Origin of the sequence: Novilysobacter selenitireducens (genome assembly GCF_020026895.1) — a bacterium.
Taxonomy (GTDB): domain Bacteria; phylum Pseudomonadota; class Gammaproteobacteria; order Xanthomonadales; family Xanthomonadaceae; genus Lysobacter_C; species Lysobacter_C selenitireducens.
Genome location: NZ_JAINZW010000002.1, coordinates 503,249 through 521,462 on the forward strand (window position 1 = coordinate 503,249; position 18,214 = coordinate 521,462).

The following is an 18,214-nucleotide window of genomic DNA, read 5'->3' on the forward strand; positions in this document are numbered from 1 at the left end:
ACGAATTGTTAGCTTGTGAGCGCACGGCGAATGCTTCCTGTCCTAGAGAGGTATTCGCGACCTATAAACACTGGCCTGTAGTAGTGAGTCCCGTCTTGAATACCTTGCGCAAAATAGACTAGGCACGATTCAACAGGGTGGTCTTCATTGACTTGGGTGTCGTACCACGCTTGGCCGGTCCAGTCCAAGACAGACGCATCATCTAGCGTTAGCCAAGTATGCACCGGAATTTCTCGGCTGTGATCAGGATGTCGCAGCTCGGCCACAAGTTGATCCATAGTTCTAGAGCAATAATCCCAGCCCTGCCCGTGCATGCTGCCGATGGTCATATGGGATCGCACCCCGCAGCGTTGCAGGAAACTCTGCAGAAGATCGTGGACGTGAACGCAGTTTCCGCTAAGCGCTCGAGAGCTGGACAATCCAATTGAGTAAAGGAACTGAGTGAACTCGTCCAGATGGCCAAAGATTGCTCTCTTATCAATCTCGCTTACGCTGAAGGAGAAATCGTCGTCGGCTTGAATTAGGCCCAACGCCAACGACCTCGCAACTGCTTCACCCAAAAGCGTTCGGTAACTCTCTTTCAAAAGCTAACACCAGAATTAAGTCGACCCGCGAAGCGGGTTCGGCTTGAATGAATTGTTAAGTGGCGCCCGAGGAACGCGGCCTAAGTACAACAAACTTGTGAATGCTGTCGGGCGCAATCTCTCCCAACTCAAGCATCCGACGCAAGTAGCTTACCCGATGGGTGCCTTCAATCAAGTGGATCTCACGCCCATATACGCGCCAGCCGTCATCGATAAGCAAGGTTGAATGGATAAGAACCGGGGGGAAAGGCGGGGTAAGGTCCTTGGACATCCTCTGATAGATCAGATAGTCCTGGTTCCGCGTCTTAAAGTGATCGTACTGCGTTCCCCAATCCGTCATGGGCTTGTCGAGGAAATACTTAATCTGCTCGTACGCCTCCTGGGCCGTCATGTACTCGATGAAGAAATCGTAAGCCTCCAAGACAAAGTCCGGGTAATGCTCATTGAAGTGCTCGAAGTGGTCGTAAACCACCTGCCTGTAAAACTCCAGTGTTGCTTCATGGTCCGGCAACTCGAGCCTCGTACGATATTGCTCCCATTCCTCCTTTTCCCACGTATTGAATCCAATGGGCTTGAGATCATTCGATAGCATGCGTACGCCGCCTAACGCCTGAGTTAAGCCGACCCGCGAAGCGGGTTCAGCTTGAATGAACTCCTAGACACCACCCCGTCTAGCAAACCAACTGCTTTGGATAGCGATATCCGGTCACAACCCAACCCTGCGTACTTTCATTCCACTCTGTCAGGTATGAGATCACACAGCCATTGCTGATCATGGAGCTGCCATTGGAAGTGATAGCCGTACGACCAAGCCAGTCGGTTGAATCAACTTGGCTACTGGAGCTCGTAATTATCGCAGTCTTGGGCGAGCCACCCCACATGAACTGGAACGCTCGGACACCGCTGCCCATATCCATGGCGGCAATGGGTTGGCCGCTAACAAGCATCACCTCGCGAATGTCTTGACCCACATAGCTCTTCATTTGGGTGGAAACGCATCCGACGAGGACACCTACCAGCAATGCGAGAACGAACCTCATTGAAGCCTCCAGTGGAGTCCAACTACCTAATAAATGGAACTGGTTCCGTTGGACATTACAGCGCTCTGGCAGACATGTCCGAAAGCCTTCTGCCGCAACGCTCTTGTAGCTATTGGATCACCAGTATGAGGAAACAATGACGGATTGGCGCTAGGTGGAGCAGCCCGATCCACCTGTCCAAGATCGCGAGCCAAATCCGCTTTGGGTCGTTAGCTGACCTCGTCGCACAGTACTAAGAACTGGCGGTCATCGCCACAGGCGTCCAAAGCACTTCTTGACAGGGTGGCGCGCTGGACTGAGGCTCGCCGCCCATGAAGATCGATGTCAGCGCGCTTAACCTGCGCGAGCTTAATTCAATACTGGCCGCCGCCGAGCATCGCAAGAGGCTGCTCGCGCGTCGTAGGCCTATGGCGGTCGTACGCCGAGAGCTGATCGCACTTGCCGCGTCACAGGGCTACCAAATCGAGGAGCTAATGGATGCAAAGGCCCCTTCCACCCCTACCAGACGCTCAAAGCCACAGTCGCGTGCTCGGGCCGCTCCGAAGTACCGTGATCCAGGGAACAGGCGGCATACGTGGTCGGGCCGCGGGCGCATGCCGCGCTGGTTGGCGGATAAGGTGAAGCGCGGTCACAGCGTGACCGACTTCCTCATCCCGGGCCTCGCCCGGCCTACTGCGAAATCAAGCCACCGGATCGGCCAGCGGTCGGTGGTCAAGCGAACCTGAGTGCCGGCGGTCGCCGGCGTCGAGGGCTCCAGGACGCCCTGCGGGGCGGCATCCGAGGCCATTTATATCGAGTTTAGTGAGTTTATCGAAATCCGATAAGGTCGCTAAACTCGGTATAACTCGCGCCGAAGCCCGTCCTAACAGCCTCTCCCGGGGCGCCGGACGAGGGGCATCCCCTCGCCTTCCTCGAGCGGTACCCGACACCCTGGGTCTGGCCGCGTCCCCATCCCCCACCCCACCCCGAAAGCTGCACTCCGAGGGCCACAGTCCGCCCCCGTCGTCGAGCGCGTGGACGGCCGCCCTGCCCTCCGGTCTACCCGCGATAAGCCCCGCTTACCACCGCTGCGGCCGGTCTCCACACTGTGGACGGCTAGCGCTGGGAAGTCCGACCAACCCGGCGCGCTTGTCATCTGGCGGCGTGGCACCCATCCGCATTCATCTCCTGGCTCGCCCCTGCGCGCTTCAGTGAGGGTGCAGGACGTTGGACCAGTCTGCGGCCATGTCCACCACGATCCAACCGCGCGACGGCGCGACGGCCAACGCGTTGGCGAGCCGGCCGCTCACCGGTGGGCTGGCGTCGTAGGCGTACTCGCGCCGGGCATCGGTGTGGTGGACCAGCACGCCGAGGCTCGGGTGCGGGTTGCCCAGGGTGGTGTACTCCAGCATGGCCTGGTCGCCGTCGCTGTTTCCCACGGCCATGACGGGACGACGACCGATCCGCTCGTGGATGCCGACCGGCTTGGCCAGCTTGTCGTCGATGAACATGCGCTCGGAGGTCTTCCTGAGCGCGGCCACGCCATCGGCCAGGACGAACTCTGTATCCGTGGTGGAGCCGATCACCTGCTCGGGCGGAACTCCATAGAGCTCTTGCGCGAAGGCGCGCATGAAATCGGCGCCGCCACCCGACACGATGTAGGTCGTGAACCCGTTGTTGCGCAGATAGTCGAGCAACTCGCGCATCGGCGTGTACGTGACCGCCGCCAGGCCGGCACCGAACCGCGGGTGCCGGTACTGCGCCGCCCATGCGCGCACCCGGCGCCTGAAGTCGTCCGTCGTCATCCCCGTATGCGTCAACTGCAACACGCGCAACAGGCCGGCGTGGGATTGGCCGGCCATCAATGCATCGAAGTCACCCGCCAACGCCGCCTGCACCATCGGATCGGACGCCAGTTCGGGCTCCTGCGGCGCGCGGCGCTTGAGCTCGTGGAGGACGAAGTCCATCTGCACCGGCATCGGTGCCTCGCTCCACAAGGTGCCGTCGTTGTCGAATACCGCGATTCGCTCGGCTTCCTCGACGTACTCGCCGGAGCCACGCGCGGTCACCTTCTCGACAAACGCGACGATCGCCTGCCTGGACGCACGGTCGCGCCAGGACGGCAAGGGGTCGGCGGCCACCGCGGTGCTCGCATGCATCGACAGCACGCACACCAGCAGTGTCGCCAGCCACCAACGGGCCGCGCGCGTCCTTGGCCCGTGACCCTGTGGTCGCACGTCGCCGGCACTCGCCGTCGTGCGTCCGCACGCGGTGCAGAAGTTCATGGCACCCCATAGTCCGTACTTGGCGTCTGCGGTCATCGTCTGCACTCCGACGTCGGGTGGTCCGGTGGTCCCGTAGTCCGGCGATTCCCGTGAATCCATCCCGGTCCGCGGCGATCACCCCATCACTACGGCGCGGGTCGACCCGTCACCGGTGGCTTGTCGTCCAGATGCTCGAAGAGCGCACGGTTCGCCGCACCGGCCGCGATGGCACCGGCAATCGGAGCCAGCCAGAACAGCCACAGCTGCTGGATCGCCCAGCCACCGACGAACAGCGCGGGGCCCGTGCTGCGCGCGGGGTTCACCGAGGTGTTGGTGACGGGGATGCTGATCAGGTGGATCAGCACCAGCGCCATGCCGATCGCCAGCCCGGCGAAACCCACGGGGGCCCGCTGGTGCGTCACTCCGAGGATCACGATCAGGAACATGAAAGTCAGCACGAACTCGGCCACCAGCGCGGCCATCAGCGTGTAACCACCCGGCGAGTGCTCGGCATACCCGTTGGAGGCGAATCCGCCCGCGGTGCTGAACTCGGCCTGGCCGCTGGCCACGACGAACAGCACCGCCGCGCCGGTGATGCCGCCCAGCACCTGCGCCACGATGTAGCCGGGCAGTCCGGAAGCTGGAAAGCGACCGCCGGCCCACAGGCCCAGGGAGACCGCTGGATTGAAGTGGCCGCCCGAGATCGGCCCCAAGGCGTAGGCCGCCGTCAGCACGGTCAGGCCGAATGCGAGCGACACGCCCACGAAGCCGATCCCCAGCTCGGGAAACCCCGCCGCCAGGACCGCGCTTCCACAACCGCCCAATACCAGCCAAGCGGTACCCAGGAATTCCGCGCACAGCTTCTTGAACATGGTGTCACTCCCGTCGTTGCGATTGCATGGCGTGGACCCGCCCCGGGGTTTCTGGCCGGTCGCGGCGCCACGCGGTCACGGATCGGTTGTCGGCCCGCCCGGTTGCCCCGGCTCCACCTGGGCGATGCGACGGCTCCAGTGCAAAGGGTTGCAAGGTTGCGCCGCATGCCATCGTTAATCCCCTACTCCCGGTCCAGCGTGATGCGCATGCCGCGCACCGTCTCGCTCGACACGCGCAGCGCGAAATCCGGGGCACCCCGACGCTTCTTGACGAGTACGTCCTCGCCGTCGTCGGTTTCCACGTGGTAGGCGGCGCCCCACTGCCCGCGCAATGCGTCACGTATGGCCCGCGCCACGTTGTTCTCCCGCGTGCCCGCTGCGATCCGCACCGTCACCTCCTGTGGCGGCAGGCCGTCCGGGGTCGCTTGCAGCACCACCACGCCATCGCTGTCGGCGCCGCCGTGGACCTGGAGGCGCCACTTGTTGGAGGCCTGCGCCAGGGCATCGCCAGCGAGCAACAGTGCCGTCGTCGCCAGGCACGCTCGGATGAGGCGGAGGGAGTCATGCATATCGACGTTCCGTGTGGTGGTGCAGATCACGCATCGGCATCGGCCTTGGTTCCGGCGCCCGAACGAGGCCCCGATACACCAACGCGGGTCCATGCCGGGTCTCTCCAACGTCCACATTGATGCCGGCCACGCATCGACGCCACCGTAAAAATACGGGCTGGCGAACACACGATTTACTTAGATTCACGGGGCACGCATCGCAGTACCCTGCTTGAAGGTCACCTGTTGCTCGCAGCACCGCTGATGGGGGCGAAGCACGTGGGCAGGCTGCGTCACGAGACTCCGGGCAATGTCACGCGGGTGCCGCCTGTGCGCACCTGGACGGTGCCGTTCGCGCGATGCGTTTTCCTCGTGTTGGCCTGGGCTGCACTGCTCGGCTTCGCACCATTGGCATCGGCTGTCGACCTGGAGATCGCCGACCTGTCCGACAGCGCGTCGGACCCGACGCCCGCCGGCGGCGTGGTCACCTACGACATCACCGTTCAGAACGTTGATGCCGACACCGCCGACGGCGTGTTCGTGCTGTTCGACCTGCCCGACGGCACCACCGCCGCCGGCCTTCCCGCGGGCTGCACGGCGGATGGGGCAGTTCCCACTCGTGTGGTGTGTGACCTCGGCGACATTGACGGCATCCTGGGCGGCGGCGCTCCGGTGGTGTTCCAGGTGCAGGTCGACACCACCGGTCAGCCGCCCGGGCTTATCTCGATCGAGGCGGCCATCGGCCAGGCGCCGCTTCCGCCCGCGTCGACTCCACTGGCTACGTTGCCCGACGACGACCCGTTCTTCGCGGGCGACGCGAGCCTGGCCAACAACCGTGCTTCGCAGAGTACGACGCTCGTCGCGTCGGCCGACCTGTCGATGGCCAAGTCGGCCTCGCCCAATCCCGTCGTCGCCGGCGGCGTGGTGACCTTCACCCTATCGGTCACCAACAACGGGCCCAGTCCCTCGACCAACTTCACCGTGGTCGACACGCTTCCCGCGGGGCTGGTCTTCATCGACGGCAGTGCAAGCGGCGCGGGCTGGACGTTCGTCGGGCCCGACGGCACCTTCGCTGGCACCCTGCCCGCCGGTGACGTCGCGACCTACACGTTCCAGGCCCAGGTGACCTCCACCAGCGGCACCCTCGTCAACAGCGCCACCGTCACCGCGACGGGTACGCCCGACCCCAATCCGGCCAACAACACCGCCGATGTTCCACTCGGTATCGGTGCCGGCGCCGACATGGAGATCAACAAGAGCGTGAGCCCGGCGCCGGCCACGGCGGGCGGGACAGTGACGTTCACGATCATCGTCGAGAACAACGGGCCGGGCGACGCGGAGGACGTCAGCTTCACCGACCCCATGCCCGACGGCTTCACCATCACCGGCGGCAACGAACCGGCCGGATGGACGTGCACGACCGGCCCCCTGGGTGGGCAGCGGACGTGTGCGCACGACGGCCCCTACCCTGCCGGGTCCAGCGACACCTTCACCATTACAGCCACCGTGCCCTCCAGTGGCCCCGGCAGCAGCGGCGACCAGACCAACACCGCCACAGTGGACTCCACCACGCCCGATCCGGAGCCGGCCAACAACAGCAGCAGCGTCACCTTCACGGTGCTGACGCCCGGTGCGGACCTCGCCCTGGCCAAGGAAAAGCAACCGGAACTGGTCAACGTCTGGGACGGCACCGAACCCGACCTCGACAGCCAGATGACATCCACCATCACGGTCACCAACCAGGGGCCGGACACGGTGACCGGGCAACTGCAGATGGTCGATGAGCTGGCGCCGGGCGAACAGTTCCTCGGCGCGGGACCGACGCCACCGTGGACGTGCACCGTGGCGCCGCTGGTCTACATCGGGCCAGGCAGCCCCCAGACGGTGACCTGCACGCTCGAAGCCTCCGCCCTGCCTCTGGCGGCTGGGGAAAGCGCGCCTCCGCTCACCATCACCACGCGGGCGCGCGAGCCCGGCACGCTGACCAACACGGCCTGCACCGGCGGTTCGGGCGGGTCGCTCGAACCCATCACCGGTGGCGGTGCCAATGTCGACGGCAATCCCGGTAACGACTGCTCCGGCGATGGCAGCAGCAGTACCACCGAGTCGGCCGACCTCAGCATCACCAAGCAGACCAACGGCCCGGGCACCGCGGACAACACGCTGCCCGTCACCTACACCAGCTTCACTTACACCATCACCGTCACCAACGCCGGCCCCGACGGAACGCCTGGCGTGGTCATCAACGATCCGATCCCCGGCTTCATCAACGGTCGCAGCAGCGCCACGGTCGTCGGTCCGCCGGGGTGGACGTGCAGCGTGGACGCAGGCGGCAGCCTGGTGTGCCGGTCGGGGGGCGCTGTCCTGGGCGCGGGCGAAAGCGCGGTCGCCACGGTCACCGTCAATGGCCCGCTGGACGACAGTGCGACGCGCCCCGCCGGCACCTGCGGGGCGGTCGCCATGCCGGCCGGGTCGTGGTGCAACACCGCAGGCGTGGCGGTCGACCCCGCGGTCCCGGGCGCAATCGGCGAGGTGGACGAAAGCAACAACAGTGGCTCGGATTTCGTCCGGGTCCCGCGCGTGGCCAACGTGCAGGCCAGGGCCAAGACCATCCCCACCGGCACGCAGGGCCAGGTTGGCGTGCCCAGCGAGCACCGCATCCAGTTCCACAACGAGGGACCCTCGATCGCACCGGGGGTGGTGTTCCGCGACGTCATCGAGCTGCCGGCGAACGACTCGGGCTTCGTGCTGAACTCTGCCACGCGCAATGGCCCCGGCCCCGACGCCTGCACGGCGGTGGCCGGTGCCAACGTCACGGTGGTCGCCGCACCGGGCGGCACGCGTTACCTCACCGAGGGCGCAGGTGCCGGGACCATCACCATCACCTGCGAACCGCTGGACATGGCCAGTGGCCAGACCAACGCCCTGACGGTCAACCTGACACCGGTGGTCAACCTCACCGGCAATCCGGCACGCGCCTTCCCGGACACCGGCGATTTCTTCTTCGACCGCGACGGCGACGGCGCGGCCGACCCCAGTGGCGGCACCGATGCGAGCGGCGATTTCGAATACAACACCGTCGCCACGCCGGCCGACGACGAGAAGTCCGCCACCCTCGTTTTCAGCTCTGGCAGCGTGGACCTGATCACCAACAAGGTCGACGTCGGCTTCCCCGGCGGGGTGGATCCGATGGGCTACGACCCCGACGACACCAGCCAGAACTTCGTGTCCTACCGGATCACGGTGATCAACAACGCCGGCCCGTCGGCGGCGACCGGGGTGCGCATCAGCGACACCATCACGCCACAGGCCGGTGCCACGGTGCGTTACGCGGGTGCCTCGCCGACTGCGGGCGGTCCGTTCGATCCCGCGGCGTGCTCGATCGAATCCGGCAGCAACCCCGTCACCGGACCGGACACGTTGACGCTGGCGTGCGTGATGCCCGGTGCGGGCTTCCCCGGCAGCGACCAGGACGGGGTGATCGGCGTGGACGCCCAGAGCACCCTGTACCTGAGTTTCGAATACCTGACACCGCCCGGCGCCATCGGCGACACGCTGGGGAACTCGGCCACGGCCACCTCCAACGAGGCCGACTCGCAACTGGGCAACAACAGCGAGGACGAGACCACCAGCATCCGCGCACGCGTGGACATGGCGGTGTCAAAGACGCTGGTGACGCAGCAGCCTGATCCCGACCCGCTCGTCCCGCTGCCACCCGCGGTCGATCCGGTGACCGTGCGCGAACCGTTTTTCTACGTGATCGATGCGGTGAACAACGGGCCAGGCTCCAGCCTGAGCCTGGACCGCAGCGGCACCAACCCGCTGAACGGGACCGGCACGCAGGTCGTTGACACGTTGCCGGACGGGGTGGTCGTGACCGGAGCCGTCACCTGGCAGAAGGCCGGCACATCGCTGGGCATCGGCGACGTCCCCAATGGGACGGGTGCCTGCCAGCTCGCCGGCACCACCATCACCTGCAACGTCGGCGACGTGACGTTCTCGCCGGGCCAGTCCGGCCAGGTGCGGATCATCGTCCCGGCGCGGTGGGACACCGTGCCCGCGGGCGGGACGAGCACCAACACCGCCACCGTGTCGACCGAGCAGGTCGACAACTTGCCGGCCAACGACACCGTAACCGTGCCGCTGGACGTGATCGCCTCGACCCTCACCGGGACCGTATTCGAGGACCGCGACCGGACCGGCACCAACGGTGGCGTGCCGCAGGACGCGGGGACCGAGCCGCGCGTCCCCGGCGTGACGCTCACCCTGACCGGCACCGACACCTACGGCAACGCGCTGAACCTGACGGCGACCACCGCTGCCGACGGCACCTATCTCTTCGACACGCTTTCCCCGTCGGACGGCACCGGCTACACGGTCACCCAGACCCAGCCGACCGGCTTCGCCAATGGCCCGGTTCCACCGCCCGCCACCGGGCCGAACGCGCCATCACTGGGCGGCACCTACGCCAGCGGCAGCCCCGACTCCAGCTATGCCGCCATCCCGGTGGGCCGGGAAGACGCCGGCGAGTTCTACAACTTCCCCGAACTGGTCAATGCCAGCCTCTCCGGCGTCGTCTATTCCGATGCCGACTTCGACAACGTGCGCACGGTCGGCACCGATCCGGGCATCGCCGGTGCGACCGTGGAGCTGCTCGACGCGGGCACCGGCGCGGTGCTGCAGACCGCGACCACCGACGCCGACGGCGCCTATTCGTTCACTGGTCTGGACCCGAACGTCACCTACACGCTGCGCGAGCCCCTGCCCGCCGGCGATTTCACGAATGCGCCGCTGGCGGTGAACCCCGGCCTGGTGGGCGGCTCGCCGTGCGCAACGGGGTGCACGCCCGGCAACGGCGTCGCCGGCGATGCGATCACCACCTCCCGCATTTCCGACATCGACCTGGCCGTCGGTGATGGACGGGGCACCGATTTCAACTTCGGCGAGAACCCCAGCGATACGTCGATCAGCGGCCGGGTCTGGCTGGATGCGGACGACGACGGCGTCATCGACGCGGGCGAGGCGGGCATCGCCGACATCGGCATCCGCCTGACCGGCATCGACGGCAACGGCCTGCCGGTGCTTCAGGAGACGACCACCGACACCGATGGCAACTACGCGTTCGCCGATCTCGTGGCCGGCACCTACACCGTGACCGAGCTGGTTCAGCCGCCGGGCACCTTCAATGGCACGACGGTGCCGGGCACACTCGGCGGCACCGCCACTGACCGCGCGACGGTGCCGTCGGCAATCAGCGGCATCACCACCACGGTGGGCAGCGCCGCGACCGGGTACCACTTCGGCGAAATTCCACCGGCCTCCATCGCCGGCCGCGTGTTCTACGACTTCAACAACGACGGTGCAGCCGATGGCGACGAGGCCGGCATCGCAGGCGTCGAAGTCACACTCACCGGCGCCGACGACCTCGGCGCCGCGGTCATCCTGGCGACGACGACCGACGCGATCGGCGCCTACCTGTTCGACGACCTGCGCCCCGGCGATTACACCCTCACCGAGCCCACCCAACCACCGGGCACCACCGACGGCATCACCACCGCCGGCACCATCGGCGGCGCGCCGGCGGGCACCGCGACGCCGGTCGGCACGTTGCCCTCGGCCATCAGCGGGATCGGGCTGTCCGCCGGCAATGCCTCCATCGACAACCTGTTCGGCGAGATCGCCGACGGTGCGATCTCGGGCCGCGTCTGGCTGGACGCGAACAACAACGGCACGATCGACGCCGGCGAAGCCGGCATCGACGGGGTGCGGATCGACCTGGCCGGCGCCATCGCCGGTGGCGGCGCAATCGCCCGCACCGTCACCAGCCAGGCCGACGGCACGTGGTCGTTTACCCGCCTGCCGCCCGGCACCTACGCGCTGGTCGAGCCGGAGCAGCCGCCCGACACGCTCAGCGGCACCACCCTGCCGGGGCCTGGCGGCGGGACCGCCACCGGACCGGCCACCACGCCGTCGCGCATCACCGGCATCACCCTGGGCATCAGCGAGCAGATCGACGGCTACCTGTTCGGCGAGATCCCGCCCGGGACCATCAGCGGCCGCGTCTTCATCGACGGCAACCGCAACGGCGAGCAGGACGGCGTCGAGATCGGCATCGCCGACGTGTCCATCGTGTTGACGGGCACCGACGACCTCGGGCAGGCGGTGGACACGGTGGGCATCACCGGCCCGCTGGGCGCCTTCGAGTTCGAGTCGCTGCGGCCCGGCACGTATGTCCTGACCGAGCCCGACCAGCCGCCGTCCACCACCGACGGCATCACCGTCGCCGGCGCCGTCGATGGCACCCCCAGCGGATCGGCGACCGCGACCGGCACCCTGCCCTCGCGGATCAGCGGCATCGTCCTGCCTCCGGGCCTGGCGCATGTCGACAACCTGTTCGGCGAGTTCCCGACTGGCGGGTTGTCCGGCCGCGTCTGGCTCGACGCCGACAACGACGGCGTGGTCGATGCCAATGAAGCCGGGATCGCCGATGTCCTGATCCAGCTCGCCGGACAGACCGTGACCGGCCAGCCGTTCGAGCTTGAGCGCACGACGGATGCGGAGGGCCGCTACGCCTTCGAGGGCCTGCCTGCTGGAACCTACACCCTGACCGAGCCCGAGCAGCCGCCCGGCACGGTCAACGGCACGACCGTCCCAGGCACGTCGGGCGGCACCGCCACCGCGATGGAGACCACGCCTTCCCAAGTCACCGGCATCGTCATCGCCCTCAACGAGAACGCCACCGGTTACGACTTCGGCGAACTGCCGGGTGCATCGATCTCCGGCAAGGTGTACGTCGACCTGAATCTCAATGGCACGTTCGACGACGGCGATATCGGCTACCCGAACGTGCCGGTCGTCCTCAGCGGCAACAACGACCTGGGGCAGCCGGTGACGTCACCGGTCCCTGTGCAGCCCAGGGGCACGGCCGCCGCGCCGGTGTCCGTCAATGTCACCACCGACGCCAACGGCGACTACGTCTTCGACACGCTGCGCCCCGGCACCTACACCGTCACCGAGCCCGAGCAGCCGGAACTGACCACCGACGGCGTGACCAATCCCGGCACCATCGACGGGACGCCGGCCGGCGTGGCGACGCCGCGTGGCACCCTGCCCTCGGCGATCAGCGGGATCGTGCTGCCGCCCGGCGCGGCCGCGGTGGGTGCCAACTTCGGCGAGATCGCCGACTCGCCCGACCTCAAAGCCACCAAGTCGGCCGTCCCCGAGCGCTTCACCGTCAACAACATCGGCCGCTACACGATCCTCGTGCGCAATACCGGGCCACAGGCCACCCGTGGCGAGTACGTGGTCGAGGACCGCCTGCCCCCTGGCCTGACCCTCGCCGCCGCTCCAACCGGCACGGCCTGGGCCTGCACCGGTGCGCCCGGCGAGACGCGCTTCAGCTGCACCAGCGACGTGCCCATCGCGCGCGATGGGACGCGCGCCGATCCGATCGACGTGCAGGTCAACGTCACCGAACCGGCGGCGGCGAATTCCCCGGTCGACAACGCGGTGCTGGTGTCCGGGGGCGGCGAGGACCAGGCCCACGTGCCGACCGCGGAGGAACGTGCCGCGTTCGAGGGCAACGTGGCGGCCCTGCCGGTGTGCGACCCGGCCATCACCCAGGACGCCTGCCGCGTGCCGACGCCGGTGCAACTGGCCTCGTCGGTGTCGGGCACCGTCTGGTTCGATGCCGGGAGCGACGACGCGGTCCTGGACGGCGACGACCGGCGCCTGGATGGCTGGCGCGTCGAACTGGTCGATCCGGCCACGGACGCGATCGTCGCCGAGACCACCACCGGCAGTGATGGCACCTACCGCATCCGCGACCTCATCCCCGGCGTGCGCTGGTTCCTGCGGTTCCGCCACCCGGTCTCGGGCGTGCTGTGGGGCTATCCGGTCTCGGCCGAAACCCCGGGCGGACCGCCGGCGCCGTGCGACACACCGGGTGCGATCGCACGCGGCACCGCCAGCTCGTGCCTGGTCACCGATCAGGGCATCACCGAGCTGGAGGTCGTGCTCCAGTCGGGCGCCGAGCTGCCGCAACAGAGTCTGCCGGTCGATCCCAGCGGCGTGGTCTACGACGTGGTCAGCCGCGACCCGGTCCCGGGCGCGGTGGTGACGCTGGCCCCGGCCGGCACGTGTGCGGGCTTCGAGCCGGCCACGTCGATCCTCAACGGCGGCGCAGGCGGCTACACCATCGAAGGCTCCGCCATCTCGATGACCGTCGGCACCAACGGCTTCTACCAGTTCCTGTTCGGCCCACAGGCGCCGGCCCGCTGCGACTACACCCTGCAGGTAGTCCCGCCGGCCGCGTTCGCGTTCCCGTCGGCGGTGATCCCGGCCGAGCCCGGCACCCTCAGCCCGCCTGGAGCCGTGGGTAGCACCTTCGAAGTACAACCCAATGCGACCGCGCCCACCGCACCGGTCGGCCCGGGCACCTCCTACTACCTTGCACTGTCGGTGGGTTCGGCCACCGCCGGCATCGTCCACAACCACATCCCGCTGGATCCGGCGGCGTCCCCCGGGCTGGTCATCACCAAGACCGGCGACCGCCGGATCGTCGAACTCGGCGACACCCTGCTCTACACCATCACCATCCGCCAGACCGCGGGTGCGCGGATGGAAACAGTCAATGTCATCGACACCCTTCCGCGGGGCTTCACCTACATCGACGGCACGGCCCGCGCCGACGGTGCCGGCATCCCCGATCCGTTCGGTGCGCCCGGGCCACGGCTGGTGTTCACCACGGGTCCGATCGCGGTCGGCGAACAGATCGTGCTCAGCTACCGGGTGCGCGTGGGTGTCGGCGCGATGCAGGGTGACGGCACCAACCGGGCGCAAGCCCACGGCTGCTCCATCGCCGGTGGCTGCGTGGATGAGGGCACGTTGCAGCCGCTACCCGCCACCGTACCGTCGAACGAGGCGCGGTACCGCGTGCGCGTCACCGGCGGCGTATTCACCGACGAGGGCTGCGTGCTCGGCAAGATCTACGTCGACACCAACAACAACCAGCTGCAGGACGCGGAAGAACTCGGAATCCCCGGCGTACGCCTGTACTTCGAGGACGGCACTTGGATGCTGAGCGACTCGGAAGGCAAGTACAGCTATTGCGGGCTGACGCCGCAAAGCCACACGCTCAAGGTCGATGCGTCCACGCTTCCACTCGGCTCGAAGCTGGTGGTGAGCAGCAACCGCAACCTGGGCGATGCCGACAGCCTGTTCATCGACCTCAAGAACGGCGAGCTCCATCGCGCCGACTTCATCGAGGGCAGCGGCTCGAGCCGGGTACTGGAACAGGTCAAGGCACGGCGCACGCAGGGCGAGGTGCGCGCGGCGGAGAACGAGATCGGTCGCGCGCCGTTGACCTTCGAGCGCAAGGCGCTGCGCCCGCCCGGGCAGGCCTCCGATTCCACGCGCCAGCACCCGGCGATCGTCCACCCGCGCCCGACCGGGGCGGCGGGGCCCACGCCGGTCGAATACCCGCACGATGAGTCCGGGGCGCCGGCACCCGCACCCGCAACCGCTTGGGCCGGCGACCCGGAAAGCGACGCGGCCGGGTTGATGAGCGCGATCCCGCTGGCACCGCAGACATTGCCGCCGACCGGCGCTGCGACATCCTCTTCCATCGCGCCGCCTGCCGGCGCCCAGACGCGGCGCTTCAGGCCCGCGCTGGGCGATGCGGCCCCGCTGTACCCGCTGTCCCCCACCACCACCGACACCCCGCCCCAGGCCATCGACCTCCAGTCCGGCCGGGTGGACTACGGCGCCAATGCCAGCGTCGGGACGATCGTCGTCGAACTCGACCGCGACGGCGTGCCGGCGGACGGCCAGTCGGCGGTGCGCGTCGTCGTGCGTGTGCTGGGCCCGGACGACAAACCGCTGCCAGGCCGCAGCTACGCCACCCTCGAGCACAGCGGTGGCCGCGTGAAGCTGCCCGGCGCCGGTACCGACGAACTGGGGCCGGGCCGGATCGGCGCCGACCGCGGCACGCCGGGCGTCCAGTTGCCGGTGGACCAGGGCCGCGCCGAGTTCGACCTGCTCGCGCCGGACGTTCCGCAGGACGTGCTGCTGCGCATCACCATGGGTGGCCAGGCGGCCGAGGGAACGGTCAGCTTCCTTCCGGAGATGCGCGAACTGCTGGCCACCGGCCTGGTCGAGGGTGTGATCAACTTCCGCGGGAACGGCAACCTCATCGAGCCCGCGCTCCGCGACGACGCATTCGAGCGCGACATCCGCCGCTGGGAGCGCCAGTTCAACGATGGCAAGGCCAACGCCGCCGCGCGCGCCGCGTTCTTCGTAAAGGGCAGGATCAAGGGCGAGTACCTGCTCACCGCCGCCTACGATTCCGACAAGGACGTTCGCGGACGCCTGCTGCGCGACATCCAGCCCGAGGAGTTCTACCCGGTCTACGGCGACGCATCGGTACGCGGATTCGACGCGCGCTCGGCGGAGCGGTTGTACGTGCGGATCGACAGGAACCGCAGCTACCTGCTGTACGGCGACTTCCAGTCCGGCGAAACGCTGGCCACGCAGACCGGGGTGGCCGACCGCGGCCGCATCATGATGCGCAGCCTGGGCGTCTACAACCGCACCGCGACCGGCCTGGGCTGGCACTTCGAGAACGAGCGCGTAAGCAGCAACGTGTTCGCGATCCGCGACTCGCTGCGACGGGTCATCGACGAGTTCCCCAGCCAGGGCAGCGGCCCGTACGGCCTCAGCAACAACGCGGTTCTGGAAGGCAGCGAACGCGTGGAAGTGATTACCCGCGACCGCAACCAGCCAAGCCGCATCATCGACGTGCGGCCGTTGGCGAGGTTGGTGGACTACAGCTTCGAGCCGTTTTCCGGGCGCATCCTGCTCAACAGTTTCCTGCCCGCCTTCGACAGCGACCTCAACCCGAACTCGCTGCGGGTGACCTACGAACTGGACCAGGGCACCGAGGAGTTCTGGGTGTACGGCGCCGACGCGCAGTTCCGAATTGGCGACCGCTTCGAACTCGGTGGCTCCTACGTCAAGGACGACAACGAGTTCGCCGGCTTCGAGATGGCCAGCGCAAACATGGGCTGGCGCTTCGGCAAGCAGTCGTGGCTGGTGCTGGAGGCCGCGCACACCAGGAGCGAGGTCAACACCAACCCGATCAACCAGTACGGCACGCCTGCCCTCCAGGGCGTGAGCGGCGAGGTGGAGGGCGATGCGTACCGCCTGGAGTTCGGGCACGACGGGGAGACGCTGGACGCCCATGTCTTTGCCGCGCGCACCGACCCCGGGTTCAACAATCCCGCCTCGCCGCTGTACGGCGGGCGAGGTGAATACAACGGCGAGGTCGCCTGGCGCGTCGGCAAGCGGTTGGAGCTGTACGCCGAAGCACTGCACAGCGAAGACCGAAACCCGGAAGGCGGCCAACGTACCGCGGCCGGTATCGGTGGGCGCGTGGGTGCCACGCCGCGGCTCACGCTCGATTTCGGCCTGCGCACCATTGACGAGACGATCGGGCGCTATTCGACCTGGAGCATCGGCGCGCCGTTCGGCGCCACCGGTGGTCTCAGCGGTGGCTTCGCCACCGGCGCGGGTGGCAGCGCACTGGGCTACGGGCAGCAGCCGCTGGATCCGCTCACCGGACTGCCGGTCATCCGCGGCGACGGCAGCGTGCCGACCTCCGACCTGCCGGTGGGCACCGAACTGGAGTCCGATACGGCGCGCGTCGGTGCGGGCTACAAGGTCAACGACAAGCTCCTGCTCGGAGCCGAGTACGAACACGCCATCAGCGGCGAGGACCGCGAGCGCGTCGCCCTGGGTGCCGACTACCGCCTGCGCGAGCGCAACCGGCTGTACGGCCGCTACGAGCGCCAGACCGGCCTCACGAGTGCCTATGGCATCACTACCACCGACCGCGAGAGCGATGCGCTGGTACTGGGCTTCGACAGCACGTACCTGAAGGACACCCAGGTCTTCTCCGAGTACCGGCTGCGCGATGCGATCGCCGGGCGCGACGTGCAACTGGCGTCCGGCATCCGCGATACCTGGGACATCAAGGACGGCTTGCGCATTACCGGCGCCGCCGAGCACGTGCGCGTCTACGACGGCGATGTCGGGGATGCGACCGCGCTGGCCCTGGGCCTCGACTACACCGCCAATCCGCTGTGGCGGGGCGCGATGCGGGTGGAGTACCGGGTGTCGGGCGACGTCGAGGGGACGGCGGAGATCGACGAGGAATTCGACACCACGCTGCTGCAGTTCCTGCTGGCGCGCAAGCTGAGTCGCGACTGGACGTTCCTGGCGCGCAACTACCTGCTGGCGACCGACTACCGGTCGCGCGGCGACGTGCTGCAGGACCGCTTCCAGCTGGGCGTCGCCTATCGCGACACCGACCGCAACCGCGTCAATGCGCTGGCCCGGTACGAGTACAAGCTCGAGGAGGACAACAGCGGGCTGGGCGTAACCGGCGTTGCCAATCCCGAGGCCGGCAGCGACGTCCGCACGCGTGCGCACATTCTCTCGGCCCACGCCGACTGGCACCCCTCGCGTCCTTGGTGGCTGACCGGCCGCGTCGCCGCCAAGTGGCAGGCGGACCGCTTCAGTTACAACGACGGTACCCGCGTGGACAGCCGCTTCCACGGCCTGCTGGTGTCCGGCCGCGCGGTCTACGACGTCACGGAGAACTGGGACATCGGCGTGCTGGCATCGACGTTCATGGGCGACGACGGCGCCAACCAGTACGCCTACGGCATCGAGTTGGGGCGCCTGCTGCGGCAGAACCTGTGGTTGTCGGCCGGCTACAACTTCAGCGGCTTCGCGGGCGATCCGGACCTGGCCGGTTACGAGTACACCGACGAAGGCGCATTCCTCCGCCTGCGCTTCAAGTTCGACGAGGACCTGTTCATCCGAGACGACGCGCGCTACCGCGCGCCGGACAAGTGAGGGCACCGG

Annotated in this window: 7 protein-coding genes; 2 read left to right on the forward strand and 5 right to left on the reverse strand. The window is 67.5% G+C overall.

Annotation, left to right across the window (positions count from 1 at the left end):
* Window positions 1–639: 639 nt before the first annotated feature.
* On the reverse strand, window positions 640–1,176 hold the full coding sequence (locus tag K6753_RS06110; RefSeq protein ID WP_223675342.1) for a hypothetical protein: 537 nt from the start codon (window positions 1,174–1,176) through the stop codon (window positions 640–642).
* Window positions 1,177–1,255: 79 nt separating this feature from the next.
* Window positions 1,256–1,624, reverse strand: a complete 369-nt coding sequence (locus K6753_RS06115) for a hypothetical protein (protein ID WP_223675344.1) — start codon at window positions 1,622–1,624, stop codon at window positions 1,256–1,258.
* A gap of 473 nt (window positions 1,625–2,097) precedes the next feature.
* On the opposite strand from K6753_RS06115, the gene K6753_RS14820 reads away from it, so the two are divergent.
* On the forward strand, window positions 2,098–2,349 hold the full coding sequence (locus tag K6753_RS14820; protein ID WP_425492083.1) for an H-NS histone family protein: 252 nt from the start codon (window positions 2,098–2,100) through the stop codon (window positions 2,347–2,349).
* A 462-nt stretch (window positions 2,350–2,811) separates the two neighbouring features.
* Here K6753_RS14820 and K6753_RS06125 read toward each other — a convergent pair whose 3' ends face one another.
* The 3 genes from K6753_RS06125 to K6753_RS06135 form a co-directional block, all read right to left on the reverse strand.
* Window positions 2,812–3,924, reverse strand: a complete 1,113-nt coding sequence (locus K6753_RS06125; protein WP_223675347.1) for an HAD family hydrolase — start codon at window positions 3,922–3,924, stop codon at window positions 2,812–2,814.
* Between the two features lie 89 nt (window positions 3,925–4,013).
* Window positions 4,014–4,739 (reverse strand): aquaporin Z, encoded by a 726-nt coding sequence (aqpZ, locus tag K6753_RS06130; RefSeq protein WP_223675349.1) that lies wholly within the window; start codon window positions 4,737–4,739, stop codon window positions 4,014–4,016.
* A 182-nt stretch (window positions 4,740–4,921) separates the two neighbouring features.
* On the reverse strand, window positions 4,922–5,308 hold the full coding sequence (locus K6753_RS06135) for a hypothetical protein (protein WP_223675350.1): 387 nt from the start codon (window positions 5,306–5,308) through the stop codon (window positions 4,922–4,924).
* A 309-nt stretch (window positions 5,309–5,617) separates the two neighbouring features.
* Here K6753_RS06135 and K6753_RS06140 point away from each other — a divergent pair, with 309 nt between their 5' ends.
* The gene (locus K6753_RS06140; RefSeq protein ID WP_223675351.1) at window positions 5,618–18,205 is read left to right on the forward strand and encodes an SdrD B-like domain-containing protein; all 12,588 of its coding nucleotides are present in this window, start codon (window positions 5,618–5,620) and stop codon (window positions 18,203–18,205) included.
* Window positions 18,206–18,214: the final 9 nt, after the last annotated feature.